The sequence below is a fragment of the Hafnia alvei genome (genome assembly GCF_034424155.1).
GTDB classification, from domain to species: domain Bacteria; phylum Pseudomonadota; class Gammaproteobacteria; order Enterobacterales; family Enterobacteriaceae; genus Hafnia; species Hafnia alvei.
In genome coordinates this window covers 2,595,625-2,621,400 of sequence record NZ_CP139992.1, presented here as the reverse complement: position 1 = coordinate 2,621,400, position 25,776 = coordinate 2,595,625, and the positions used below count along the sequence as shown (strand labels likewise).

General features: G+C 48.3%; 20 protein-coding genes and 1 pseudogene. 7 read left to right on the top strand and 14 right to left on the bottom strand.

Annotation, left to right across the window (positions count from 1 at the left end):
• The first annotated feature begins 256 nt into the window (after positions 1-256).
• On the top strand, positions 257-1,561 hold the full coding sequence (locus tag U0008_RS12345) for an NAD(P)/FAD-dependent oxidoreductase (RefSeq protein WP_025797100.1): 1,305 nt from the start codon (positions 257-259) through the stop codon (positions 1,559-1,561).
• An 81-nt stretch (positions 1,562-1,642) separates the two neighbouring features.
• On the opposite strand, the gene U0008_RS12340 is transcribed toward U0008_RS12345, so the two are convergent.
• Positions 1,643-3,082: a CBM96 family carbohydrate-binding protein gene (locus tag U0008_RS12340; RefSeq protein ID WP_051874148.1), complete on the bottom strand. Its 1,440-nt coding sequence runs from the start codon at positions 3,080-3,082 to the stop codon at positions 1,643-1,645.
• 470 nt (positions 3,083-3,552) lie between these two features.
• On the opposite strand from U0008_RS12340, the gene U0008_RS12335 reads away from it, so the two are divergent.
• Positions 3,553-4,092: a glycine zipper 2TM domain-containing protein gene (locus U0008_RS12335; protein ID WP_025797099.1), complete on the top strand. Its 540-nt coding sequence runs from the start codon at positions 3,553-3,555 to the stop codon at positions 4,090-4,092.
• 176 nt (positions 4,093-4,268) lie between these two features.
• Here the strand turns inward: U0008_RS12335 and U0008_RS12330 are convergent, their stop codons facing one another.
• Together U0008_RS12330 and mfd are read right to left on the bottom strand one after the other, a co-directional pair.
• Positions 4,269-4,799: a hypothetical protein gene (locus tag U0008_RS12330; RefSeq protein ID WP_043493619.1), complete on the bottom strand. Its 531-nt coding sequence runs from the start codon at positions 4,797-4,799 to the stop codon at positions 4,269-4,271.
• 263 nt (positions 4,800-5,062) lie between these two features.
• Entirely contained in the window at positions 5,063-8,524 is a 3,462-nt protein-coding gene (gene mfd, locus U0008_RS12325; RefSeq protein ID WP_025797095.1) for a transcription-repair coupling factor, read from the bottom strand.
• 272 nt (positions 8,525-8,796) lie between these two features.
• Here mfd and lolC point away from each other — a divergent pair, with 272 nt between their 5' ends.
• The 5 genes from lolC to cobB are packed head-to-tail and all read left to right on the top strand — an operon-like array spanning position 8,797 to position 13,817.
• Positions 8,797-9,996, top strand: coding sequence for a lipoprotein-releasing ABC transporter permease subunit LolC (gene lolC, locus U0008_RS12320; protein ID WP_025797092.1), 1,200 nt, complete (start codon positions 8,797-8,799; stop codon positions 9,994-9,996).
• On the top strand, positions 9,989-10,708 hold the full coding sequence (gene lolD, locus U0008_RS12315; protein ID WP_025797090.1) for a lipoprotein-releasing ABC transporter ATP-binding protein LolD: 720 nt from the start codon (positions 9,989-9,991) through the stop codon (positions 10,706-10,708). The genes lolC and lolD overlap by 8 nt, the downstream gene beginning before the upstream one ends.
• Positions 10,708-11,958: a lipoprotein-releasing ABC transporter permease subunit LolE gene (gene lolE, locus U0008_RS12310; RefSeq protein WP_025797088.1), complete on the top strand. Its 1,251-nt coding sequence runs from the start codon at positions 10,708-10,710 to the stop codon at positions 11,956-11,958. The genes lolD and lolE overlap by 1 nt, the downstream gene beginning before the upstream one ends.
• Positions 11,959-12,015: 57 nt before the next feature.
• Positions 12,016-12,927: an N-acetylglucosamine kinase gene (gene nagK / locus U0008_RS12305; RefSeq protein ID WP_043493617.1), complete on the top strand. Its 912-nt coding sequence runs from the start codon at positions 12,016-12,018 to the stop codon at positions 12,925-12,927.
• 50 nt (positions 12,928-12,977) lie between these two features.
• Complete coding sequence (gene cobB / locus U0008_RS12300) at positions 12,978-13,817, top strand: Sir2 family NAD+-dependent deacetylase (protein WP_043493614.1); 840 nt, start codon at positions 12,978-12,980, stop codon at positions 13,815-13,817.
• A gap of 70 nt (positions 13,818-13,887) precedes the next feature.
• Here the strand turns inward: cobB and U0008_RS12295 are convergent, their stop codons facing one another.
• The 11 genes and pseudogenes from U0008_RS12295 to U0008_RS12245 form a co-directional block, all read right to left on the bottom strand.
• Positions 13,888-14,523 (bottom strand): IbrB-like domain-containing protein, encoded by a 636-nt coding sequence (locus U0008_RS12295; protein WP_043493612.1) that lies wholly within the window; start codon positions 14,521-14,523, stop codon positions 13,888-13,890.
• A complete protein-coding gene (locus U0008_RS12290; protein ID WP_080723947.1) occupies positions 14,520-15,743 on the bottom strand; it encodes a phosphoadenosine phosphosulfate reductase in 1,224 nt (407 codons plus the stop codon). Before U0008_RS12290 ends, U0008_RS12295 begins: the two co-directional genes overlap by 4 nt.
• 213 nt (positions 15,744-15,956) lie before the next feature.
• Entirely contained in the window at positions 15,957-17,078 is a 1,122-nt protein-coding gene (locus U0008_RS12285; protein WP_043493610.1) for a ribosomal protein uL16 3-hydroxylase, read from the bottom strand.
• A gap of 150 nt (positions 17,079-17,228) precedes the next feature.
• Positions 17,229-18,701 (bottom strand): two-component system sensor histidine kinase PhoQ, encoded by a 1,473-nt coding sequence (phoQ, locus tag U0008_RS12280; protein ID WP_025797076.1) that lies wholly within the window; start codon positions 18,699-18,701, stop codon positions 17,229-17,231.
• Positions 18,698-19,372, bottom strand: coding sequence for a two-component system response regulator PhoP (gene phoP / locus U0008_RS12275; RefSeq protein ID WP_040046551.1), 675 nt, complete (start codon positions 19,370-19,372; stop codon positions 18,698-18,700). The genes phoQ and phoP overlap by 4 nt, the downstream gene beginning before the upstream one ends.
• 71 nt (positions 19,373-19,443) lie before the next feature.
• A complete protein-coding gene (locus U0008_RS12270) occupies positions 19,444-20,067 on the bottom strand; it encodes a porin family protein (protein WP_043493608.1) in 624 nt (207 codons plus the stop codon).
• A 297-nt stretch (positions 20,068-20,364) separates the two neighbouring features.
• Complete coding sequence (locus U0008_RS12265; protein ID WP_043493605.1) at positions 20,365-20,769, bottom strand: cell envelope integrity TolA C-terminal domain-containing protein; 405 nt, start codon at positions 20,767-20,769, stop codon at positions 20,365-20,367.
• A 63-nt stretch (positions 20,770-20,832) separates the two neighbouring features.
• On the bottom strand, positions 20,833-21,333 hold the full coding sequence (locus tag U0008_RS12260) for a hypothetical protein (protein WP_130992423.1): 501 nt from the start codon (positions 21,331-21,333) through the stop codon (positions 20,833-20,835).
• 342 nt (positions 21,334-21,675) lie between these two features.
• Positions 21,676-22,959 (bottom strand): c-type cytochrome, encoded by a 1,284-nt coding sequence (locus U0008_RS12255; RefSeq protein ID WP_043493601.1) that lies wholly within the window; start codon positions 22,957-22,959, stop codon positions 21,676-21,678.
• A 14-nt stretch (positions 22,960-22,973) separates the two neighbouring features.
• Positions 22,974-24,752 (bottom strand): annotated as a pseudogene (locus tag U0008_RS12250) (GMC family oxidoreductase).
• A complete protein-coding gene (locus U0008_RS12245) occupies positions 24,753-25,484 on the bottom strand; it encodes a gluconate 2-dehydrogenase subunit 3 family protein (protein ID WP_043493858.1) in 732 nt (243 codons plus the stop codon). It lies immediately after the preceding pseudogene.
• Positions 25,485-25,776: the final 292 nt, after the last annotated feature.

Genomic DNA, 25,776 nt, shown 5'->3' with positions numbered 1-25,776 from the left:
TAGAAGTGTGAAGAGCGTCTGATTTGTAATGATTACGTTGAAAAATAACTCAAATTTGTGAGGGAGTGATACATATCGCCCAAGGAATAAACATAAAAATTGATGTGCATCAATTTTGGTATGACCAAATGACCTGTCGTGTTATTCTTTCCTTAGAAAATTGAATTAACCTGAGTGAACCATACGTAAAATAAGGGTATTAAATATTTACCGTTAATTAACTATTGGTTTACATTTTTTACCAAGGGAGAAAGCTTTGAGCGCATCTAAGAAAAAAATCGTGATTGTCGGCGGTGGTGCGGGCGGTCTCGAGCTGGCAACCAGTCTGGGCCATAAACTCGGTCGTAAAGACAAAGCGGAAATCATTCTGATTGACCGCAACCATAGCCACTTGTGGAAACCATTGCTGCATGAAGTTGCTACCGGATCGTTGGATGACGGTGTGGATGCGCTGAGCTATTTGGCTCATGCGCGTAATCATCACTTCACCTTCCAACTGGGGTCGTTGACCAACATCGATCGCGCTGCGCAGCAGCTGACGCTGGCAGACATTCGCGACGAACAGGGGGAAATCCTTGTACCACAGCGTGAACTGTCATACGACATTCTAGTGATGGCGCTGGGCAGTACCTCGAATGATTTCGGTACGCCGGGCGTGAAAGATAACTGCATTTTCTTAGATAACCCGCATCAGGCGCGCCGTTTCCACAACGAAATGCTGAATCTGTTCCTGAAGTTCTCGGCGCAAAAAGATAAAGCGGCGAAGGTGAATATCGCGATTGTGGGGGGCGGAGCGACCGGCGTTGAGCTGTCTGCGGAGCTACACAATGCGGTTAAGCAGCTGCACAGCTATGGCTTTGAAGGCCTGAGCAGCGAAGCGTTAAACGTAACGTTGGTGGAAGCCGGCGAACGCATTCTGCCTGCGCTGCCGCCACGAATCTCTGGCGCGGCGCACAGCGAACTGACCAAATTAGGCGTGCGTGTTCTGACCAAAACCATGGTCACCAGCGCAGATAAAAATGGCCTCAACACCAAAGATGGTGAATTTATTCCTGCCGATCTGATGGTGTGGGCGGCGGGCATCAAAGCGCCTGATTTCATGAAAGATATTGGCGGTTTAGAAACGAACCGTATTAACCAATTAGTGGTTGAGCCAACGTTGCAAACTACGCGTGACCCGAATATCTTCGCGATTGGCGACTGTGCGTCATGCCCGCAGCCATCCGGTGGGTTTGTTCCTCCGCGCGCTCAGGCTGCGCATCAGATGGCTTCCCGCTGCTACGCCAACATTTTGGCCCAGCTTAAAGGCGGCAACATGAAGCCTTACGTGTATAAAGACCACGGCTCACTGGTTTCTTTGTCTAAATTCAGCACCGTTGGCAGCCTGATGGGTAACCTGATGCGCGGTTCAATGATGGTGGAGGGGCGTATTGCGCGTATGGTTTATATCTCGCTGTACCGCATGCACCAAATCGCGCTGCATGGCTATATCAAGACCGGGCTGATGATGCTGGTGGGGGGCATCAACCGCGTCATTCGCCCGCGCCTGAAACTGCACTAATGCGTTGATAAGCATATTGTAGAAATTGAAACGGCTCTGATTAGAGCCGTTTTTTTATCTCCTATGATAGGACATAGGGTATTATGCGCCGCCAGGTTGGGTAGCAACAACGCGTAACTGAGACAGATAAGGCGTCTCCTTGGTGCTAAAACTATAGGTATATCCTGATGTTTTACTGTCCCCAGCTATGCAGAAGGCAATTTCAGTTTGCCCTTTTTGTAGGGCCTTCTGAACCAGAGTTGTAACATCAAACTCACGGTAGGAAACTGCATTATCTAAATACAAAGAGCTCCAGCTTGTCACGTCGCAGGTTGGCCGATTATTCCATGTGACGCTATTTTCATCCCAGTCAGTCGTGGCGGGATAAGCATACATAGTGATGGCATTTGCTGGTGTTGTGAGAATATTGCCAGATAATCTTAATTTATAGCTGAATAGAGCCAGTTGATCAGCGGGATACTGGGTTGGCATCGGGGGGATTTTATATTTTACCAGCGCTATTTTCATCGGATTGCTTAGCGCGTTGTTATTGGATACATCACCTAGCGCTAGCATTTGGGGTTGTGAGCCAAAATTTTTGTCACTGTCAGCTAAGTTACTGACATAGGTATCAGCAATGGGGTCATTGTAGCTGTATGGCATATAGCCTGTGCAATCATAATTATTATTCATGCAGCGCTCTGTCATAAATTTCGCTGCATCTGGCGACCAACCATTAACAAAGTCCCCGTGGGCGGTATACATCGTCCCCCATTGATCAATGCGCTGATCGCCATTCATGATTGGATCTAACGATAATTGAACCTGCGATAAATCTAATTTGTCATATCCGTTAATAATATAGGCGACGTTCATATTTATTGTCGGAATATGTTTCGGATAATCTACTGGACAAGAACCATCGTCATTAGAATAAACGGCATTAGGTTTTGCTGGTGAGCCAGAGGGTTTCGCTTTTAATGTATGCCCATCCCAGCAGTTAGGAAATCGAATCCCAATATCAACCTGCAACGTTCCATCAGATGCACGCTGACAGGTACGCTGATCAGTATTGCTATAACCGGAACCATCGTTGCAAAAGAAAGAAATATAAGGGTTTTCGGTTGTTCCTGTATGGTTACCGGCTAATAGTTGCAATCCTTCAGGCAGTGAGGTTAATGGATATTGAGTGCTGTTGACAGTTTGATAATAGACCTTGGTATATTTAGGCGGTGCGATTTGCTGGTTCGGTAATCTCATGGCTGGCGACCAATAGGCAGAGGAGTCTGCGAGAGTGTCGCAGGTTGTTCCAGCAGCTTCACGAAGTGTGACGTAAGTTGAATATGCGTCAGTTTTTTGATTGCCAAAAAAATCATGCCACATGGCCCGACCTGGCATACCAAACATCAGAATTGCATCGTCTCCTAATGTGTGACTGTACGCACAGTTGACGCTGGTCTGATAATTGTCTGCATAAGCGTAAAATGGATTTAATAGCAGTACTGATAGGAACAATAATAACGAAGTGAAATAATGCCTCATTATGTTTCTCCAAGTATTTAATATCGAAAGTCGGGAAGAAAACAATTCCCGTCAAAATTAAGATAGCTTAGTTACTGTATTGGTCTATCATATCTAAAAATAAAATGCTTAATTAAATTTAAAATGTACTTTCTGTTTAGGGAATAAAAATTTTTTATTTAAATAAGGCAGTCTAAGTTTTCATAAATATTTGTGTTAGGTGCTGCACAAGTGGCCATATGACGTTAAGGCACTAGCGATACTGACGTAGGCTGGGTAGGAAATGTCTTAAAAATAATGATGAATATCATTTCGTTATGTTGTCTGATTGTTGCAGGGAATATTCCTATGCACACTATCTCCTATAACTTAGGTGAAGCACGCACACCGAGCGAAAGGATGCAAAAGACTTTCGCATCGCGATGAACCCGTGACGTTCATAAACATCGTGTTCATTACTATTGCGTGAGTCTATTCAGGAGGAGTGCCCTGTGAATAAATCAATGTTGGCAGGTGTTGGTATCGGCGTAGCCGCAGCGTTAAGCGTTGCCGCTGTAGCAAGTTTAGACGTGTTTAGTACTGGTCCGCGCTATGCGCAGGTACTCTCAGCAACGCCGATTCATGAGTCAGTGAAGACCCCACGACAGCAGTGCCGCAACGTCACGGTAACGCATCGCCGTCCGGTACAAGACGAGAACCGAATCACAGGTTCTGTATTAGGCGCGGTAGCAGGTGGGGTATTAGGCCATCAGATCGGTAACGGGCGCGGCAAAGATGTGGCGACCGTGGTCGGAGCGTTAGGTGGCGGCTATGCCGGTAACCAGGTTCAAGGCGCAATGCAAAACAATGACACCTATACCAGCACCCAGCAACGCTGTTCTACCGTTTATGACAAATCGCAGAAACTGCTGGGCTACGACGTAACCTACAAAATTGGCGATCAGCAAGGGCGCGTGCGCATGGATAAAGATCCGGGCACCCAGATCCCCGTTGACCGTAACGGCCAATTGGTATTGAACCAAAGCGTGTAAGAGTTTGATAGCACGAAACCAGTAAGGGAGGCTATGCCTCCCTATACTGCCAACATAGCAGTCTTATTTACCTCTGACTATTAGTCATGCATTGAGCTACGCTTTGTTAGTAGAAATGAAATAGTTAGCTGAATGGAATATCCGAATCATTGACTCATCTCAGGAGTATTTCAGGATCAGTGAATGAAGAATATGCCTGCAATAATCATCATAAGTACAATTAAAGGTAGAGTGATAAAGGCGAATTTTTTAGCCGCTTTTTTCTTAAGCTCTTTCTCACTATTTTTTATCTTTTTGCTTATTTCAGCAAGCCGAACGACGAAATCTTTAGAAATAAGTACAGACTCATTATTTGCATTAATTATTGAAAGACTAAAACTATATTTATCAACGATAGATAAAATGAAATCTCCGTTAGCGGGAGTGAAATCCCTTTCAGTTCCTTGCATCATCCCAAGGATGTTTGCAGGAAATTGATTCTCGTTCGCTGTGCTATAGGCCGGTAATATAACAGGGTTATCACCATCCTCTGGTATAGGGATAAACCGAAGGCACTCTCCTGCACCTTCTTCTGGGATAGGAACGATCTCGAGGAAAAATAAGCTATTGCGAAATACGTTGTAAAAATCAGCAAGTTTATTTTCGTAATTTAAATCTGATTTATTCTGTCCACAGGCTTTCCATTTCGCTATCAGGTCACTTGACATTTTGTTACCTCAATATGATATCCGTATTCAATAATGCGTCAAAAATAGTTCGAGTTACAGTAGAAGGAACTGTGCTTTAAAGCATGGCAGCTATAACTTGTTTTTGAAACTGAGTAAAGAATATTTTTTTAAAATGTCGCTGTGATAATTCGTGGGGTATTTATAAATAGCAATAGGCGCGTAGGTAAATAATGGACGTATAGATAAAGTGTATTTATTTTCAATAAAACACGGGGCATATATTCATATACCCCGTTTATGATTTAAACCCGATGTTCAGCAAACTGGCTGAGAAGATCGGAAATGAACTCAAGGCGTGCCTTACGTTCGCTGAGGTCGATAATAAACTTCAGCTTGGTTGGCCCATCCAAACGGAAGATGTGTGGTTGTTTCTGCAACAGGCCAATGAGGAACATGGGGTCAACGTGGTTTTTATCGCCAAACTCAATGAATCCGCCTTTATCATTGCCTTCAATACGACGAATACCGAGTTCCATCGCATCCAGACGCAGCTTGGCACTTTGCAGTAAATTGCGCGCCGCATCAGGCAGCAGGCCGAAGCGATCGATCAATTCTACTTTTAGCTCTTCAAGCTGATCGTCATTCTTGGCGCTGGCAATACGTTTGTAGAATGACAAACGGGTACTGACGTCCGGAATATAATCATCCGGTAGCAATACCGGCATGCGGAGCTCGACGTCGGTCTGATTGCTGGTGAGATCTTCTAGCGAAGGCTCGCGTCCCTCTTTAAGCGCATCAACCGCGCTTTCAAGCAGCTCCATATACAGAGAGAAACCAATAGTGGTCATCTGGCCGCTTTGGTCATCGCCCAACAGCTCACCCGCACCGCGAATTTCTAGATCGTGGGTGGCTAGAGCAAAGCCCGCGCCCAAGTCTTCCAGCGATGCGATGGCTTCTAAACGTTTTTGCGCATCGGTCGACATTGCTTTTGGCGGCGGCGTAAGTAGATAAGCATAGGCCTGATGGAAAGAACGGCCCACGCGCCCGCGCAGCTGATGCAGCTGTGCCAAACCAAAATGATCGGCACGTTCAATAATGATGGTATTCGCGCTTGGAATATCGATACCGGTTTCAATAATGGTGGTGCACACCAGAACGTTGAAGCGTTGGTGATGGAAATCATTCATCACGCGCTCAAGTTCGCGCTCGCGCATCTGCCCATGGCCGATGGCAATACGCGCCTCAGGCACCAGTTCGCTCAGCTTCTGTGCTGCTTTTTCAATGTTTTCAACGTCGTTGTACAGATAATAAACCTGACCGCCGCGCGTGACTTCACGCAGGATGGCTTCGCGCACCACTAAGCTGTCATATTCGCGCACAAAAGTTTTTACGGCTAAACGACGCGCTGGTGGCGTGGCAATAATCGACAGATCGCGCATTCCACTCATCGCCATGTTGAGCGTTCGTGGGATCGGCGTCGCGGTCAGCGTGAGAATATCCACGTCGGCGCGCATGGCTTTGATACGTTCTTTCTGTCGAACGCCAAAGCGGTGTTCTTCATCGACGATCAGTAGACCTAAATCACGCCACTGCACATCAGCCTGCAAAAGCTTATGGGTACCAATTAAAATATCGACTTTGCCATCCGCGGCATCTTGCAGCACCTGCGTTTGCTCTTTCGCGCTACGGAAGCGAGAAATCATTTCAATGCGAACCGGCCAGTTGGCGAAACGGTCACGGAAGTTGTCGTAATGCTGTTGAGCCAGCAGGGTGGTTGGTACTAATACCGCCACCTGTTTATTGTTGTGCACCGCGAGGAACGCGGCGCGCATCGCCACTTCTGTTTTACCGAAGCCCACGTCGCCGCACACTAAACGGTCCATCGCCAGCGGTTGGCACATATCGCTGAGTACGGCGTTGATCGCCATGCTCTGATCGGGCGTGGTTTCAAACGGGAAGGTTTGGCAGAACATTTGATAGGCTTCGCGATCCTGTTTGAACGCAAAACCGGGTTTCGCCGCCCGCATAGCATAAATATCCAGCAGCTCAGCCGCGACGTCGCGGACTTTTTCTGCGGCTTTTTGGCGTGCTCGGGTCCACGCGTCGCTGCCTAATTTATGCAGCGGAGCGCTTTCATCTGCACCACCGGAGTAACGGCTGAGCAGATACAGCGAGGATACTGGAACGTACAGTTTGGCGTCACCGGCATAGGTCAGGATCAGGTATTCGCCCTTGATTCCGCCGGCTTCCAGCGTTGTCATACCGCCATAGCGGCCTACGCCGTGCTCCAGATGAACGACCGGCTGGCCGATGCTCAGCTCGGCTAGGTTACGGATCAGCGTATCGGTATTAATAGTTCGGCGGTTGTCTTGGCGACGACGGCTTACGCGTTCACCTAACAGGTCGCTTTCACAGATCAGTGCAAGCTTAAGCTCTGGATTGATAAATCCATGCTCGCACGAGCCCTGCATAATATAAATTTTGCCTGCTTCCGCGTCTTCTATACGGGTAATCAGCTTCGGATTTATTTTGATGCGCGCCAGCAGTTCCAGCATGGTTTCGCGGCGACCTTCACTTTCTACCGAGAAAACAATGGCATCTTTGGTTTGTTCAATGAAGCGCCGCAGAAGATCGAGCGGATTTTTGTTCTGCGCCTGAACCGTGAGCTCTGGCAACGGTTGGTAGCTGAGGTTGGTGTTCGCCGCTTTTTTATCAAGCTTGTCTGTTTTGAGTTGAACACGTGGCCACTGTTTGAGCGAGGAAAACAGTTCATCAACGCGCAGCCAGAGCTTGTCTGGCGTGAGCAGCGGGCGCATCGGGTCAACGCGGCGGTTCTCGTAGCGCTGATTCACATCCAACCAAAATCGATCTGCCGAGGCCTCTAATTCGCCGGTGTTGACTAATAGCGTGTTGCTTGGGAAATAGCTAAACAGCGGCGGTAGCGCTTGGCTGAAGAACAGCGGCTGCCAATATTCTATCCCCGCAGGCCAGATGCCTTTACTGACCTGCTGGTAGATATGTTCGGGATCGCGACGCACCTCAAAGTGTTCGCGCCATTGGCTACGAAACAGCTCGATGGCGGTTTGATCGGTTGGGAACTCGTGCGCCGGGAGTAAGTTGATGGATTCAACTTCATTGAGCGTGCGCTGGGAATCCACGTCAAACACGCGCAGGCTGTCGATTTCATCGTCGAAGAAATCAATACGATAAGGCTCGTCGCTACCCATCGGATAGAGATCGAGCAACGCACCACGGGTGGCAAATTCACCGTGTTCCATCACCTGATCGACGCTGCGATAGCCTGCCTGTTCTAATTGGCTGCGAAGTTTATCGCGAGACAACAACTGGCCTTTCTGCATCACCAACGCATGACCATGCAGGAATTCATGCGGGCATACGCGCTGCATCAGCGTGTTGACCGGCAGAATAAAGACGCCGCGTTTCATCGTCGGGAGTTGATATAGGCTAGACAGGCGAGCGGAGATGATGTCCTGATGCGGTGAGAAGCTGTCGTAAGGCAGAGTTTCCCAGTCAGACAGGGTGGTCACCATACGCGTCGTGAACTGTTGGATTTCGTCGCGTAGTCGCAGCGCTGATTGAATATCCGAGGTGATCAGCACCACCGGACCCGCATGTTTTTCGGCAATCTGCGCGCATTCTAGCGCACACGCAGATCCAGTGAGCTGACCTAAAAGCCGTACATCGCCAGCTTTGGCCGGGAGCGTATAACGCTCAGGTAACGTGTATTGGTATTGTTCAGGCATAAATCGTTAGTCAGTCTCTGTCGCTCTTTTGGCGCGTAGCCCGATCAGGCACCGCAGTTCTGAGCTTTATTATCCTTTATCACTTCACTTTAGCAACTGCTGAGTGAATGCCTTGTGGTTGAAACGCAAGCTCCTAGGAGGGAATCCATGGTGTCTAGGGCGCTGAAATAGCGACAAAATGAAGTGAAAATGCATTACGTAGTTTTTTTGGGTTTCCTAAATGTTATCATCCACACTCATTTTGCCTTACCAACAGCAACCGAACGGATTTCATGTATCAACCTGTCGCGTTATTCATCGGTCTGCGTTACATGCGCGGACGAGCCTCAGACCGCTTTGGCCGGTTTGTTTCTTGGCTTTCTACTATAGGCATCACGCTCGGCGTTATGGCGTTAGTCACCGTTCTTTCGGTGATGAACGGTTTTGAGCGAGATCTAGAAAATAATATTCTTGGGCTGATGCCGCAGGCATTAGTGACGTCGACGCAAGGGTCGATTAATCCTCAACAGGTTCCAGCCACCCAGTTTGAACATCTGGCCGGTGTTAAAAGTGTTACACCACTGACGACCGGTAATGCGGTGCTGCAAAGCGCGCATAGCGTGGCGGTGGGCGTGATTATTGGCGTAAACCCTGATGAAAAAGATCCGTTGTCGCCATATCTTAATGGCGCGACTCAGCAGGCTTTGCAGCCGGGCCAATACAATGTGATTTTAGGTGACCAACTGGCGGGGCAACTGGGCGTGAAGCGCGGTGAAAAGCTGCGCATTATGGTGCCTAGCGCCAGCCAGTTTACGCCAATGGGACGCATTCCAAGCCAGCGCGTGTTTAACGTGGTGGGCACATTCTCTGCCAATAGCGAAGTCGATCAGTATCAAATGTTAATGAATCAGCAGGATGCTTCCCGCCTGATGCGCTATCCGCTGGGGAATATCACCGGCTGGCGTATTTATATGGATAAGCCACTGGCGATTGATGCGCTGGTCAGCCAACCGCTAGCGAAAGGCTTGGTATGGAAAGATTGGCGCGAGCGGAAGGGGGAGTTATTCCAAGCCGTTAAGATGGAAAAAAATATGATGGGGCTGCTGCTCAGCCTGATTATCGCCGTCGCCGCGTTTAATATTATTACCTCGTTGAGCCTACTGGTCATGGAGAAGCAGGGCGAGGTCGCGATTCTGCAAACCCAAGGATTAACCCGTGCACAAATCATGTCGGTGTTCATGGTGCAGGGCGCCAGTGCCGGTATTATCGGCGCTTTGCTTGGCGCCGTCTTGGGCGTGGTGTTTGCCAGCCAAATCAATGTTATTCCAGGGTTAGGCGAAATGTTGGCCGGTGGTAGTCTACCGGTTGATATCAATATTCCGCAGGTGGTGCTGATTGCCGTTGTGGCAATGCTGCTCGCGCTGCTTTCTACGTTATATCCGTCGTGGCGTGCCGCCGCGGTGAATCCTGCTGAGGCTTTACGTTATGAGTAATTCTCCGTCTTTGTATAAAGAACTGTTGCAGTGCAAAGACCTGTGCAAAACCTATCACGAAGGTAAATTGCACACGGACGTATTGCGTAATGTGACCTTTGACATGCAGCCCGGCGAAATGATGGCCATTGTGGGCAGCTCAGGTTCAGGTAAAAGTACGTTGCTGCATCTGCTCGGCGGTCTGGATTCTCCAACTTCCGGCGAGGTGATTTTTAAAGGTCAATCGCTCAACGATATGTCTTCAACCGCCAAGGCTGAACTACGCAATCGTGAACTGGGTTTTATTTACCAATTTCACCATTTACTGCCGGATTTCAGCGCGTTAGAAAATGTGATGATGCCGCTGTTAATTGGCGGCAAAAAAGGTGACGACGCCCAAGGTAAAGCGATGGACATGCTCACCGCCGTTGGATTGGCTAAGCGTAGCCATCACCGTCCATCGGAACTGTCGGGCGGCGAACGTCAGCGCGTGGCGATTGCGCGTGCGTTGGTAAACAACCCCTCGCTGGTCTTGGCGGATGAACCGACCGGTAACCTTGATATGCGCACCGCCGACAGTATTTTCGATCTGTTAGGCGAGCTAAACGTGCGTCAAGGAACGGCTTTCTTGGTGGTGACCCATGATTTGGCGTTGGCGAAACGTTTGAATCGTCAGCTTGAAATGCGCGATGGTCAACTTCAACAAAATGTGACCCTGATGGGGGCGCAATAATGTCGGCTTCACCATTATCTCTGCTGATCGGTCTGCGTTTTAGCCGTGGACGACGCCGTGGCGGCATGGTGTCTCTGATTTCTGTGATTTCTACCGTAGGTATCGCGCTGGGTGTAGCCGTTTTGATCGTCGGCCTGAGTGCCATGAACGGTTTTGAGCGTGAGCTGGATCATCGCATTCTTTCCGTTGTACCTCACGGTGAAATTTATCCGGTAGAGCAGCCGTTTAACGGCTGGCCACAGGTGTTAGAACGCGTTGAAAAAGTGAAAGGTATCGTTGCCGCAGCGCCTTATGTGGAATTTACAGGCCTCATTGAGAGCGGCACTCAGCTGGTGGCGGTACAACTTCGCGGCGTCAATCCAGAGCAAGAAAGCCGCGTAAGCTCGCTGTCGCAATATGTGCAAGGTGATGCGTGGTCAACGTTTAAAGCGGGGGAGCAGCAGGTTATTCTCGGTAAAGGCGTGGCTGATGCACTGCATGTAAAGGTTGGTGATTGGGTGACCGTGATGGTGCCAAACAACGATCCACAGATGAAACTCTTGCAGCCAAAACGCATTCGTCTGCACGTAAGCGGCATTCTGCAATTGAGCGGTATGCTCGATCACAGTTTAGCGATGGTGCCGCTGGCCGATGCTCAGCAGTATCAAGACCTTGGCAACAGCGTTACCGGTATTTCCATTAAAGTGGATGATGTCTTCAACGCTGACAAACTGGTGCGCGATGCGGGTGAGGTCACCAATGCGTATGTTTATATTCGCAGTTGGAAAGGCACCTACGGCTATATGTTCCGTGATATCCAGATGATCCGCGCCATCATGTATCTGGCGATGGTTTTGGTGATCGGCGTGGCGTGTTTCAACATCGTATCTACGCTGGTTATGGCGGTGAAAGATAAAAGTAGTGATATCGCGGTGCTCAGAACGCTAGGTGCAAAAGACCGGCTGATTCGCGCGATTTTCATCTGGTATGGTTTGCTCGCGGGGATGGTCGGCAGCGTTTGTGGCGTGGTGATCGGCGTAGTGGCATCACTCGAACTGACGAATATATCTAAAGTTATCGAAAAGGTGATCGGACACCGATTGCTGTCGGGCGATATTTATCCGATTGATTTCTTGCCAACCGAGCTGCATTGGATTGACGTGGTGGAAGTGCTGGCCACCGCGATTGTGTTAAGTTTAGTGGCTAGCTGGTATCCCGCTCGCCGTGCAAGCCGCATTGATCCTGCACGAGTGCTAAGCGGCGGTCAGTAACGCGGTAGGCAATAATAAATAACGACTACAATCAACGACGCGCAACAAGGAGAGTTAATGTATTACGGTTTTGACATGGGCGGCACCAAAATAGAGCTGGGCGTATTTGACGCCGAGCTGAATCAGATTTGGCGTAAGCGTGTGCCTACGCCTCATGACGATTACCGTGAATTACTCAATACGCTAGCGTCGTTAACCTTTGAAGCCGATGAATTCACCGGTACTCAGGGCAAGGTAGGTATCGGCATCCCAGGATTACCCAACGCCGATACGGGCGAGCTCTTTACCTCGAACGTGCCTGCCGCAATGGGGAAACCGCTCCCGCGCGATCTCTCGCAGCTCATTGGGCGTCCAGTTCGAGTGGATAACGATGCCAACTGTTTTGCCCTTTCGGAAGCGTGGGACGAAGAGTTCCGCGCTTATCCCATCGTGCTGGGGATCATCTTGGGTACCGGCGTGGGTGGCGGATTAGTGATTAATGGTAAAACCTTGACTGGCCGTAATTATATTGCCGGTGAGTTTGGCCATTTCCGTTTGCCGGTTGATGCCTTGGATCGGATGGGTGCTGATACACCGCGTGTTGCCTGTGGCTGTGGGCAGCAGGGCTGTATCGAAAAATATATTTCTGGTCGTGGTTTTGAATGGTTGTATCAGCACCGCACCGGTGAAAATCTCGGTGCCAAAGAGATTATTGAGCGCTACCGCGCAGGTGATGATAAAGCGCTGGCGCATGTGGATTGCTTTGCCGATGTGCTGGCGATGTGTTTGGGCAACCTATTTACCGTGGTCGACCCGCATCTGGTGGTGCTCGGTGGTGGATTGTCGAACTTCACTGAGCTGTATCCGCTGCTCAATGAACGTGTCCCACGTGCTTTACTGCGGGTTGCTAAAGCGCCACGTATTGAACCTGCTCGCTATGGCGACGCGGGTGGCGTGCGCGGTGCTGCGTTTTTGAATTTGACCGACTAACGACGATTATTTTTTTGCTGTGGTAATGAAACCAATGAGGAGCTGTGGTTATGCGTACCCGTCATCGTATATGCCGGTTTAGGAAAAATAAACGACTACGACACCAGCGTTTTCGTTCACGAATTTTCCACCGTGACACGCTGTGTCATGCGAATAATCAGGCAGGAGGGTGTATGACTAAGCCATATGTCGTGGTACTCACCGGCGCGGGGATTTCTGCCGAATCGGGGATCAGAACGTTTCGTGCCGCTGATGGGCTGTGGGAAGAGCATCGGGTTGAAGATGTGGCTACGCCAGAAGGTTACCATCGCGATCCAGAATTGGTGCAGAGTTTCTATAATGCACGCCGTCAGCAGCTACAGCAGCCAGAAATTCAGCCAAATGCGGCCCATTTGGCGCTGGCAGAATTAGAGCGGCAGTTGGGCGACAACTTTGTGCTAGTGACGCAAAACATCGATAACTTACACGAGCGAGCAGGAAATTCCCGCATTATCCATATGCACGGGGAATTGTTAAAAGTTCGTTGTACTCAGTCTGGGCAGGTTATTGAATGGAAAGGCGATCTAACCGTGGATGACCGTTGTCATTGCTGTCAGTTCCCAGCACCGCTGCGTCCGCATATTGTTTGGTTTGGTGAAATGCCAATCGGTATGGATGAAATTTATGATGCCCTGGCAAAAGCCGATTACTTTATTGCGATTGGCACATCGGGGCATGTTTATCCTGCGGCAGGTTTTGTGCATGAGGCTCATTTAAATGGCGCTCATACCGTTGAGCTCAATCTTGAACCTAGCCAAGTCGAAAGCCAGTTTGACGAGAAGCATTACGGCGCAGCGAGTCAGGTGGTGCCTGAGTATGTTCGCGAGCTGTTAGAAGAAATTTATAAATAGTGGCTCGAGGCTTACCTGTTTGAACTGTATTGTTCGCCATTCTTACCGAGTAAGGATGGCGATTTTTTTGCTATTTCACCGTCCATGCTTCTGAAAATTCACGGTCTTGGAACAGTTCCATTAGGCCGCTAATCTGTTTTAAGCGTAAAACCTCATCAGCGTCCATGCCTAATTCTTCACTGATCCTTTCGTCATCCCAACCTAAATGATAAAGCTCACGAACGATGTCGGACATGGCGCTGATCTGGTGTTTGCCTCGGGCACGATTATGACGAATAGTTGCCGCAATCAGATGCGTTTTCTCCTGCGCACTTTCTTTAAGCATTACCACGGGGAGATAACCAAGCACCCGGGTGCGTAAAAGAGGGCGCTTGGATGCGAGCTCGCGACGATGGAAACCATCAACAATAACGTGCGTTTCATCATCGGGGGATTGTTGGCTGGTGACTATGGGCTGCGTATAGCCATCGCGTAATAATGACGTATAGAGTAACCGTTTCTCTGGTGGTGCTACGGAATTGGGGTTGTAATCATTTGAGAGAACGCGCTCAATGGGTTTCCAAAGCACGCAATCAATGGGTTCATTGGAAAAGGGGCTGACCTTATGCAGTGCCAATCGGATCTTATTTAGTGTCTCAATTTGGACGGTTTCGGACATCGTCCCTAATTCTATTTTTAGCTCGTTAATTAATAAATCAATCTTCATATGATGCTCCAGTATTTTCTTTTCGCTTGAATTCTTTTGTTGTAACGCTCATAGCTGGTTGGCTTATTTGGGCTAAATGATAATGATCGGCACCAATAATCATTGCGTAAAAGTACTTTGCAAATGCGCCGCCACGACGGAATATCTTTAGAACCGATATCTTTTTCTTGTTCATCGGGTATATCGCGAGGGAAACCATGAGTTTGATACCAGCGTAAATAAATTGCGATCTTATTTCGATAATGCTCGGCGGTTTGTCGCGGCATACTATCGAGTAAGAATAGGGCATAGCTGCGCCAAGTGTGATTGTCGGGTTTATGTACCTGACGGCGAGCATAGAAATCACCTCGGCTATTAGCATAAATGCTGCCGGTATTAGCCCCCGAGACTCGCTCGCAGACATGCTCCCAGCATTCAGGCTCAAGAACATGGTAGAGCCACAAACCTTGCCGCTGTTCTGGCCCAAAGGGTTCACAGATCCGCATGGCATGTAATCCCACCCCAGCCTGAAACATCAGGTCATACAAGGGATTGTAGATTTTTTTAGTGGAGGAGAAGTAGGTCCAAATATCGTCCGTTTTCCAATCATAGATAGGGTAGATATTGTAGGTATGGCCTGAAATTGTTCCTGTCGTCCATGGCTTGTCATCGGCAAAGCGGTGTTTACGCTTAGACGCAATGGCCCAAAAACGGGTGTAGGACTCATCGGTCCGAATTCCAATCATCATGGCGCAGGGCTGATGGTTGGAATACCAGTCAGAAAAGGCAGGCATAAATGATTCGAAGGTAATGCCATCATGATAAAAAGGAAAAAAATTAGGATCGGTAATGGCATCGGCGGGTGGTTTACGGATCCAATTTGTATTGGGCGTCCAACATTGCCATTCAGGCTGAAATTGTGAAACAGAATTCTCCGTGGTGATAGGTAATGCCACCCAATAAAAATGACCGATGACGTCCTGATATAAGCTTCGCATCTTTTCAATATGACTGATGGTGTGGCTAAACTGCGCCTCCCAATCGATAAAGACAATATCGAATTTTTTTCCATTTTTTCTGGCGTGATCTGCCGCTAAATGAAGCAATGTAGTTGAATCTTTTCCTCCTGAAAAAGAAATGCAAATTCGGCTGAAGGTATTGAATGTCCATTCAATACGTGTTCTTGCCGCTTTTAATACGTTAATGCGTAGAGATATTTTCTTATTAGACAGCGCATCCATAGAAAGTGGTTTTCTAAAAAATTGGTTCTATTGAAAGGATAAGGAAGAGAATAATACGTAAGTTATTAGTTTGATAGAGAGGTGGGGCACATATATTGATTAACTCTAAATTAAAAATGTTTTAATAAATAACTATTTTATATTTTAAATAAAAAAACATCTGGAAAATTTATTTAATTTGCCAGATGTTGGGTTTTATAAATGTAGATATTCTTAATCGCGGAAGAACCAATAACCGCTATTAATTAAAGCTGCCAATGTCACAAGGAAGCTTGGATCGTCGAGCGCTTCTCCCAGCATTGCGGCGTTAACCACGTATTCGCGCGCTAGGGCCTGTGCCGCAGCACTGTGTTCGGTGACGATAATCTCACCGTTAACATAACAGCTGCCTGCGACGTTGATAACACGTAGCCCGCCCAGTCGTTCCAGAGATTCTCCGGATTGGAGTAATTCGTAAATCTCACCAGCCTGATAAGGCGGCTCTGGTGGTGCAATATCCAATTCATGACGAGACTGGCTGACAAATTCACCAAACCAAAGATTGAAATTATCCTGATTCTGCAATTGGCTCATCATCATGCCACGCAGCTTTTCCAATTCAGCGTTTTGCACTTCCGAAGGATTTTCGCGAAGGGCGAGATCGGGATCGCTGTAGCGCTCGCTGCCTAATTCGTTAGCCAGAACAAAATCGGCAAAGCCGCTGATGAGCTCACGGCTATTAGGGGCACGGAAGCCCACCGAATAGTTCAGCGAGTTCTCTAGCGCATAGCCTTCATGTGGGAATCCTGGTGGAATATACAGAATGTCGCCCGGTTCCATCTCTTCATCAATGATGGCGTCGAAAGGCTCAACCTGAAGTAAATCGGGATGCGGGCTATGTTGCCTTAGCGGATGCTTTTCACCGACACGCCACCGACGACGACCGGTACCTTGGATGATAAAGACGTCGTACTGATCTAAATGAGGCCCCACGCCGCCGCCCGGCACCGAGAACGAGATCATGAGATCGTCAGTTCGCCAGTCAGGAAGCTTACGGAATGGGCGCATTAACGCGCTGGAGGGCACGTGCCAATGATCGACCGCCTGTACCAGAATAGACCAGTTATTCTCACTCAGATGGTCATAGCTTTCAAACGGGCCGTGAGCAACCTGCCAGCGACCGTCCTGATGGCTTACAAGGCGACTATCAACCTCGTTTTCCATCGCAAGACCTGCTAATTCGTCGGGCGAAATGGGATCAACAAAATTCTTGAACCCACGCTTTAGGATGACCGGGCGTTTTTGCCAGTAGCGTTGCAAAAAATCATTCCAGTCGAGATCAAGTTGATAATCCATTGTTAATTCCCTGTGTATGTATCTGTTGGGATTATAACGGAAGCGCGCAGGGATTCCTCTGCCTGTTTGTCACAACTTATACTTTTAAGCGTAATGTTTTGCTGATACGGCGCAGGTAACACGCCGTATTGAGAGAAAAGAGGGGATTATTTAATCGACGGCGTGCGAAACCTGTTGGCGGCCGAAATGAATACTCATTCGTGCTCCACCTAAATGGCTATCGGTAATGATGGCTTCACCGTCATACTGTTGTAATAACTCATCGACTAACGCTAAGCCAAGACCTTGTCCTGGACGCAGAGTATCAATGCGTTGTCCACGACGGAAGATTAGCTCACGTTTGCTCTCTGGAATACCTGGCCCATCGTCGTCAATCATGATAATCAGTTCTTTATCGGTTTGCCGTGCAGTAATTTCTACGAACTCTAGACAATATTTGCAGGCATTATCCAGCACATTTCCCATCACTTCCATAAAGTCGTTCTTTTCACCGACAAAAGTGAGTTCAGGAGAAATATCAAGCGTAATATCCACGCCTTTACGCTGATAAACCTTATTGAGCGCCGAACACAGGCTGTCCAATAAAGGTGGAACTGAATGCAACTCACGGTTTAGCATATTGTGTTCAGACTGCATGCTGGCGCGGTGCAAATAGTAACCAATCTGCTGTGAGATTCGACTAATTTGCTCCAACATAATGGGTTCAGCTTGTTCAATTTTTAAGTCTTTGCCATTACGCAATGAGCGCAGAGTGCTTTGCAGCACAGCTAACGGCGTTTTCAGGCTATGGGTTAAATCGGTTAACGTGGTGCGATAACGGGTATAACGCTGGCGTTCATTGTTGAGCAAAATATTCAGGTTACGTACCAGCCCACGGAGTTCGCGCGGTGGATTTTCACTCAGCTGTTCTCGTTGACCGCTTTCAAGCTCCCGTACCTGTATTAGCACCGCTTTTATCGGCTGTAAGCTCCAGTATGCTGCCAACCACAGGAGCGGTACCACTAATAGAATATTGGCGATTAGGACATAGGTAAACCAGCCCCACACCATATCGGAATTTTGTAACTCCTGAGGGATAGTATCGACGACGACGATGGTCAACGCTGGTAGACGCGCCGTTGCGGCGTATTGATTGACCGCCACGGAGTGGGTCATCGCATCGTCATCGTCGTCATCGTAATCTTTGAGCTGGTCTTGAACCTTTGGGTTGTCTCCCAGCACGGCGCTACTGAACACGGTGCTGGAGTCCAACTCATAGAATCCCGGCTTTTCTAGCCAAGATTTTTCAATACGTTTTTCAAGCTCGGGAACCTTACGCTGTGACCAAAGCAGTTTGCCTTTGTCATCGTAAATCATCACCAACGTCGGTGCATTGAGATCGAAGTTAGGTGGAGAGGTGATGGTGAGCTTATTGTTCTCCCAGTGCGCCAGACTGAAAAACAGATTACTTTCGCCGCGCAATAAGCGGAACGTGGTTTTATCAAAACTGACCACGTAACCAACTACTGCAACCACGCCATAGGCTAATGACAGCATGAAAACGACGGCTGCAGTGGCAAGTAGGAAGCGCGTTCTTAATGAGAACGGCTGTGCTTTAAAGCGGTTCCAGCGCGAAAGATTCATTCGTTGATATCAAACCTGTAGCCTTGACCACGCACGGTTGTAATCACTTCATGTGGGTACTCGTTCTGTAATTTTTTACGCAGACGGCCCATCAAGACATCGATAGTATGGCTTTCACGCAGCTCAGCATCAGGATAAAGCTGCAACATCAGAGCGTCTTTGCTAACCACTTTGGCGTGGTTACGGATTAACGTTTCGATGATGGTGTATTCAAACGCGGTCAGTTTGATCAGGTTGTCGTTAACCGTGAGCTCACGACGCGAAAGATCAATCTGGAACGGAGGTAGGGTAATCACCTGCGAGGCCAATCCGCTGTTACGACGCATCAGCGCCTGCATACGTGCAATCACCTCTTCGAGATGGAAGGGTTTCGTGACGTAGTCATCTGCACCCGCTTCAAGCACGGCAACTTTGTCCTGCCAGCTTTCACGCGCGGTCAGCACCAAGATAGGCAGCTTAATTTGCTCTGAACGCCAACGGCGGATCAGGCTTAAGCCATCTTCTCCCGGTAAACCTAAATCAACAATCGCAATGTCTGGTGTTTGTTCATTAACAAAAAAATCAGCCTCTTTGGCATCTTCCGCAGCATCGACCTGATGGCCCATATCGCGCATTTGCACAGACAGGTGATGACGAAGCAAACCATTATCTTCAACGACCAGAATTCGCATGAATGACTTCTCCCTAAGGTGGGGGCCAAGAGAAAGTGTCTCTTGGCAAGATTAATATTCGCGTTATCTTACTAGAAAGTATAACGAAGCCCGATCTCACCGATCTGATCGTCCACTTTCCAATTATGGTAGGTATAACCAATTTCGGCCGCAAGATTTGATGTTAAGGCATAATCTGCCCCAATTCGCGCTTCGTTAAAACCACGGCTGTCATATTCAGCATAACGATAGGCGACATTCATACCGATTTTATCGGTAATGTGGCTTTTCACACCAATTTCGCCGGTTGCGCTGCCCCAGCTTTTATCACGCTTCTTGTCCCAATCAAAATTGGTTGAAATGGCGTGACCACTGGCACCGATGAGTGCATACATATCGGTGTTTGGATTAATAGGGAAATGATAACCAAGACCCAGCAGGCTATCGCCGCTGCTACGTTGGCTATTTCCCATTCCGTTCAAGCGCGCATCAATGAACAGATTATTTTCAAATCCGTAGCCACCGCGCAGGTAAAAGCCACCCATGGTGGTTTTGCTTTGATCTGAACGGTTTTGATGCACTAATTTATCAAAATCACTTTTGCTTGTGATACCACCAACCTGAAGGCCGCCAGCGACATAGGTGTAATCATCGGCCTGTGCCATACCGGTCATCGCACTGATGATGGTCATTGCGCATAAGGATTGTTTTAACATAGGTGACTCCCTCAATATTCATTGTTGCAGTGTTGCGACAACCAGTATCGAAACTATCGCCTAAACCCTTCCTCAACCATGCGCCATCAAACTTAAACGAAAACTAAACGGGAAATAAAAGGCCTCGAATGGGGCATCAACCTAGAACAAAGATAGTGGTGTGGAGTATGGAAACAACAAAATACGACGAAGAAGTCCCGAAGGTTGTCGGCATCTTTGCCCCGTATCTTGGTGAGAGCCGCATCGACAGAACTCGCGAGACATTTAAAGCGGGCAGGCGTGGCGGAGATCTTCGATTTATGGTTGCCCATGCAAATCCCATCGTGCGGATCCCATCACGTCGTAAACATGCTGGTCAGTAAATGCGGGAAATTTGGCGCGTTTAGCTGCTTCGGCTAGAGCATGACAATAGTCCTTGTCGCCGCCCTTTATGATGAAATTTTGTAGTGTACCGTCAATTTTAAGATCTATATGTACATTACATCGTTTACCGTCCCAAGCATGGGGAGAGGTAAGTGCAGCATCCAGATTTTTTTTAATTCCTGACGCTTGCTCACCATAGATATCATTGTCAGATACTTTACCTGAGCGGTCGTAATGGCATGAATCAAGCGCATGTGCTTTCAGACAATCTTTTGGGGCTAGAGGGGTACAACCAACTAAAACAGTTGTCATCAGCACCAATAGAAATATTTTTATCATGATGAATCTCACATATGTTGATTAAAGAAAACAGTAGGTGTCGTGGCTGGCATGTGGCAGATATTAAAATGTGGCTGCTGCTTTTACTACAATCCCATAGCGATTACTTTTTTTCACAATAAATACACGATGATTAGTTTCCACATCGCCGCTGGGGTAACAAACTCTAATTTCGTCCTGTAATTCAGGATCATAGATAAAAACCCCTGAGCAACTGTTTCTACTCGAATAGGCAATTTTATAGCTTGTAATATACTGAGTTTCCGCTCCGGGGAAATAGTAAACAAAACACGAAGTTCCAATATAACTTGCTATGATAGCTAGGATAAAAAGACCTAAAGGTAATCTTAAATAATCTAACGGCTTTTTAATGCGATTCCTCGCAACGAATAGAATCAAAACTGACGATAATGCGACAACTATTGATGCTGCTATTAGCATCAATGACACGGCATCTCTGTTTAGAAAAGTAACGCGCGCAATTTCCGTTTGCCATAACACGAAAAAAAAGGCTGCAAGCAAGAACCCAAGGATACAAGGGATTAAAAACGCGTAGGAATCCATTCTCATATAATACCTTTGCATTGCTGTTGATTCTTATATGAGTGTGCATCAGTGCGCATGCAAAGTTAAATATTATTTTTATCTTGCCCCCTCAACATCGGCGTGGTGCTATTTAGGGTGTCCGTCCGTTACTTGTTTTCGGTAGCTCATTACGTACAAAAAACTGAGCTGCTTTGACTATGTCACCAAAACCGCTGGTGCTATTGGGGACGACGCCCATCATCTGGAGAGGTACGCGGCACAATTTTGATCCCATCGGGTTTACCTTTTAGCGCCTAGAAAAGGTGTATATGAAAAACCTCCGACGATGCCGGAGGTTTTTTATTGAGAGTAGAAAAACGATTACTTGCCTTGAGGCTTAGGCAACTCGGCACGTATATCTTTCACCTGTGATGCGCTGACGGGTTCTGCTTGGTTTCCCCAACCAGTGCGAACAAATGACAGCAGTTGAGCGACATCGTCGTCACTGAGACGCCAGCCAAAATCTGGCATGGTGAGTCCTGTTGGTGCCGTTCGCGTGATCGGCATATGAGATCCTTTCAATACAATGCTGATGAGCGAGGAGGGATCTTTGCTCAGCAGCACAGGATTATGCGCCAGCGCAGGGAAGGTGTTTTCATAGCCCATACCGTCTGAACGGTGGCAGGCCGCACAGTTATCAAGATACAGCTGTGCGCCGGGCTGTGTTGCCTTACCGTTGGCGAGCGCCTGATAGGTCGCCGAATCCTTCACGGGCTCTTTGGCGTTATCGCCCATCGGCTGCAGCGATTTTAAGTAGACAGCGATAGCCTGCAAATCTTCTGCATTTAGATATTGCGTGCTGTCTTGCACCACGTCGGTCATGGAGCCAAACGCGGCGGACTTTTCCGTATGACCGGATTTCAAGAATTGGGCAATTTGTTGCTCATTCCAATAGCCCAGACCTGTGGCTTTATCACCGCGTAAGTTGGCTGCGTGCCAACCTTCTAGCGTACCCCCGCTGAGATATTCAGGCTCAGACTGGTCTAGCGCTTTTTCTTGGAAACCGATCCCTCGCGGTGTATGGCAAGAACCGCAGTGACCAAGCCCTTGAACTAAATAGGCCCCGCGATTCCAAGCAGTCGTTTGCTGGGTATCAGGTTGGAATACGCCGTCATGACGGAACAGAAGGCTCCAGCCAGCCAGCGGCCAGCGCATATTCAGCGGCCAAGGAATATCACTGTCTTTGTTGGCTTGCGCCACGGGTTTTACGCCATGCTGAAAGTAGAGATAGAGATCCTGCATGTCGTCTTCGTTGATTTTAACGAAGGATGGATAGGGCATGGCCGGATAAAGATGGGTGCCATCCTTGCGAATGCCTTTACGCACCGCGTCGGAAAACTCGGTAAAACTGTATTCACCAATCCCTTGTTCTTTATCTGGGGTGATGTTGGTTGAATAAATTGCCCCGACCGGCGTCGTCATTTTCAACCCGCCGGAAAAGGGCTGACCACCCACGGCGGTATGGCATGCGGTACAGTCGCCAGCACGGGAAAGGTATTCGCCATGGGCGATCCTTTGCTCTAGCGGAACAGGAGCCGCTTGGGCGTAAAGTCCGCATGTGCTCAGTAACAATATGGCCAGCTGCGTTTGTCTGATTATTTTCATGATTACTCTCCCTGTCAGGCCTGAACCAATGGGCCCGGATTGGCTAAGTATTGGGTGCGAATAGCATGTGCTGACCAATAGGCTAATGCGCCAACCAATCCGGTTGGGTTATAGGCCATATTTTGTGGGAAGGCGCTTGCACCCTGTACGAAGACGTTAGGGACGTCCCAGCTTTGCAGGTATTTATTCACCACGCTGTTGGATGGGCTATCGCCCATAATTGCGCCACCGGTGGTATGGGTGGACTGATAAGGCCGCACGTCATAATGACTATTCATATCCATCACCGAGACTTTCATTTGCTTAGGATTCATCGCGGTGGCGATACCCTGCATTTTACTGGTGATGTGCTGCGTCATTTTCACTTCATTGGGCTTCCAATCAAAGGTCATGCGTAGCAGTGGCTGGCCGAAAGCATCTTTATAGTTTGGATCGAGATCTAAATATCACTCTTTGTAAGGCATGACAGAGCCTTCGGAACCGATGCTCATCGAATGTAGATAGTTATCTTTGATCCCTTGTTTCCAGCCTGCGCCCCACGTTGGCGTATCGGCAGGAAGTGTCATTTGCTGGATCGGACGTCCGCCGGTACGCACGGCGGAGATATAAGCACCGCCGATAAATCCAAGATCGGTATGATCGAAGTTATCGCTGTTGAAATCATCAATGACGGCACCTGCAGCACCCGCGCCGATAAACGGATTGAAATGGGTGTTTTTATCAAAGAAGAGCGAAATGCCGCTGTTCATTTGATACGCGTAGTTTCTACCCACCATCCCTTCACCGGTTTGTGGGTTGTAAGGCTTACCAATGCCGGAAAGTAACAGCAAGCGAACGTTATGCAGTTGATAGGCGCTCAAGATAACCATATTGGCGGGTTGCTCAATTTCGCGGCCTTGGATGTCAATGTAAGTCACGCCGGTGGCTTTTTTGCCGCTGCTATCGAGGTTTACTTTGATAACCATTGAGTTGGTGCGTAGTTCAAAGTTTTTGCGCTGGGTGAGTACGGGCAAGATGGTACTTTGTGGCGATCCTTTGGAGTACATGAAACACCCAAAGCGTTCGCAGTAGCCGCAATAGTTACATGGGCCTAATTGTACGCCATAGGGATTGGTATAGGGCTGTGAGCAGTTTGCCGCCGGAATGGCAAAAGGGTGATAACCCAGCTCTTTGGCGGCCTGGCTAAATAAAGTGCCCGAATAGAGCGATTTAAGCGGTGGGGTTGGATATTCGGAGGTTCTTGGGCCTTCAAAAGGATTACCGCCTTCGATAATTTGTCCCCGCAGGTTGCCTGATTTACCCGCAGTTCCACAGACTTTTTCGAATTTATCAAAGAAAGGCTCTAAGTCGGCATAATCAACAGGATAGTCTTGTAACAACATGCCTTCAGGAATAAATGCCTTTCCATAGCGTTCGCTTATCGTCGTGTGTAACTTCAAATCGCTCGGCAATGCACGCCAATGCATGCCGTTCCAGTGAACCCCTGCTCCACCGACGCCGTTGCCCGGCAAGAATGACCCAAACTGACGGTAGGGCACGGCGTAATCACCGGGATTATGGCGCACGGTCACCGTTTCTTTGGCTGTTTCCTGAAAAAGTTTAAGGCGAATGCCATAGGTCAGTTCATCGGCAATTCGTGGATAGGCAAAGTCAGGATAGGTGTCTCGTTTTTCCCCGCGCTCTAACGCAACGACGCTCAAACCCGCATCGGTCATTTCCATGCCCATAATGGCTCCGGTCCAGCCGAAACCAACAATTACCACATCAACGGGGTCTTTTTTTATGGTTGTCATTTATGCAGTCCTCTTGCTGGAAATACTGACAGGGCCCTGTGGGTAAGGCTCATTGGGATGATCGACCCAGTCGGTGAAGTCGGCGCGAGCACCGGGGAATCCGATCAGTTGCCACGATGCGAGCGTCTGGTTGCCACCGTGGATGGGATCCGCAAAGTATCCCTCTTTGGTGTTTTGTAGCAGTAAATCGAACAGCATCTTGGCGGGTACAGCATCGAATGCCGGTTGGTCTTTTTCTAGGTCAGATAGCACTTGATCCTGTTGCTCCGGCTTTAACTCGGCAAAACGATGTTGAAACTTTTGCTGGCAATAATCGTTCACTGCGCCAATGCCTAAACGATAAACCTCGCGAGGAACCAATTTGGACTGATATCCCAGTTCTGGTACCGCAGAAACAAAAGGGGGATGCATATACCACAGGCCACCATGCCCGAAGGGGGCTTCCATCTGTTTATCAATAAAAACTGGGACTCCCTGCGATACCGCGCCAGGGCCATTTGCATCGGTAGGGATCAGCCGTTCACAGGCTGCTAGCAGGAAGGCCCACTCCTCATTATTAAAATAAACAGGAACGTAGTGCTGGCTCACTCCGGGGGATTTTGCTGGTGATGCTTGGGCAGTTGTGGTGAGTGATACCACACCGGCTCCCGCCGCTGCGGCAAGTGGGATCAGCGTTAACGATTTTTTTAAGAACAGCCTTCTGGCTGGAATTGCTTCATGAGGCTTCGACATAACTGCACCTTGCTTTAAGAGATACCTGTCATCCAAGAAGTGCTGTTTGTTTTGATCCAGCTTCAGGTTGAGTGAGAGGCAGAGAAGGATGATGAAGACATTATGATAAGCATTTGCTTTTCGTATTCTTAGCTTGCTAATCATAATTCCCATTGTAAAGATATGGGAATAAAAAACAATTAAGAAAATATTTTCATACAATTTTTTTACCTAAAGCACTCAGTAGAATAACGAACAAGGGGTGCTTGGCTAGAAAGGGGGGGTAAGGAGTGAGGAGAAAACGTTTGCCTAG

Excerpts from the sequence above, each read along its gene's own strand:
- U0008_RS12340 (WP_051874148.1), bottom strand. The coding sequence starts at position 3,082 with ATGAGGCATTATTTCACTTCGTTATTATTGTTCCTATCAGTACTGCTA.
- U0008_RS12330 (WP_043493619.1), bottom strand. The coding sequence starts at position 4,799 with ATGTCAAGTGACCTGATAGCGAAATGGAAAGCCTGTGGACAGAATAAA.
- mfd (WP_025797095.1), bottom strand. The coding sequence starts at position 8,524 with ATGCCTGAACAATACCAATACACGTTACCTGAGCGTTATACGCTCCCG.
- lolC (WP_025797092.1), top strand. The coding sequence starts at position 8,797 with ATGTATCAACCTGTCGCGTTATTCATCGGTCTGCGTTACATGCGCGGA.
- lolD (WP_025797090.1), top strand. The coding sequence starts at position 9,989 with ATGAGTAATTCTCCGTCTTTGTATAAAGAACTGTTGCAGTGCAAAGAC.
- lolE (WP_025797088.1), top strand. The coding sequence starts at position 10,708 with ATGTCGGCTTCACCATTATCTCTGCTGATCGGTCTGCGTTTTAGCCGT.
- nagK (WP_043493617.1), top strand. The coding sequence starts at position 12,016 with ATGTATTACGGTTTTGACATGGGCGGCACCAAAATAGAGCTGGGCGTA.
- cobB (WP_043493614.1), top strand. The coding sequence starts at position 12,978 with ATGCGTACCCGTCATCGTATATGCCGGTTTAGGAAAAATAAACGACTA.
- U0008_RS12295 (WP_043493612.1), bottom strand. The coding sequence starts at position 14,523 with ATGAAGATTGATTTATTAATTAACGAGCTAAAAATAGAATTAGGGACG.
- U0008_RS12290 (WP_080723947.1), bottom strand. The coding sequence starts at position 15,743 with ATGGATGCGCTGTCTAATAAGAAAATATCTCTACGCATTAACGTATTA.
- U0008_RS12285 (WP_043493610.1), bottom strand. The coding sequence starts at position 17,078 with ATGGATTATCAACTTGATCTCGACTGGAATGATTTTTTGCAACGCTAC.
- phoQ (WP_025797076.1), bottom strand. The coding sequence starts at position 18,701 with ATGAATCTTTCGCGCTGGAACCGCTTTAAAGCACAGCCGTTCTCATTA.
- phoP (WP_040046551.1), bottom strand. The coding sequence starts at position 19,372 with ATGCGAATTCTGGTCGTTGAAGATAATGGTTTGCTTCGTCATCACCTG.
- U0008_RS12270 (WP_043493608.1), bottom strand. The coding sequence starts at position 20,067 with ATGTTAAAACAATCCTTATGCGCAATGACCATCATCAGTGCGATGACC.
- U0008_RS12265 (WP_043493605.1), bottom strand. The coding sequence starts at position 20,769 with ATGATAAAAATATTTCTATTGGTGCTGATGACAACTGTTTTAGTTGGT.
- U0008_RS12260 (WP_130992423.1), bottom strand. The coding sequence starts at position 21,333 with ATGGATTCCTACGCGTTTTTAATCCCTTGTATCCTTGGGTTCTTGCTT.
- U0008_RS12255 (WP_043493601.1), bottom strand. The coding sequence starts at position 22,959 with ATGAAAATAATCAGACAAACGCAGCTGGCCATATTGTTACTGAGCACA.
- U0008_RS12245 (WP_043493858.1), bottom strand. The coding sequence starts at position 25,484 with ATGTCGAAGCCTCATGAAGCAATTCCAGCCAGAAGGCTGTTCTTAAAA.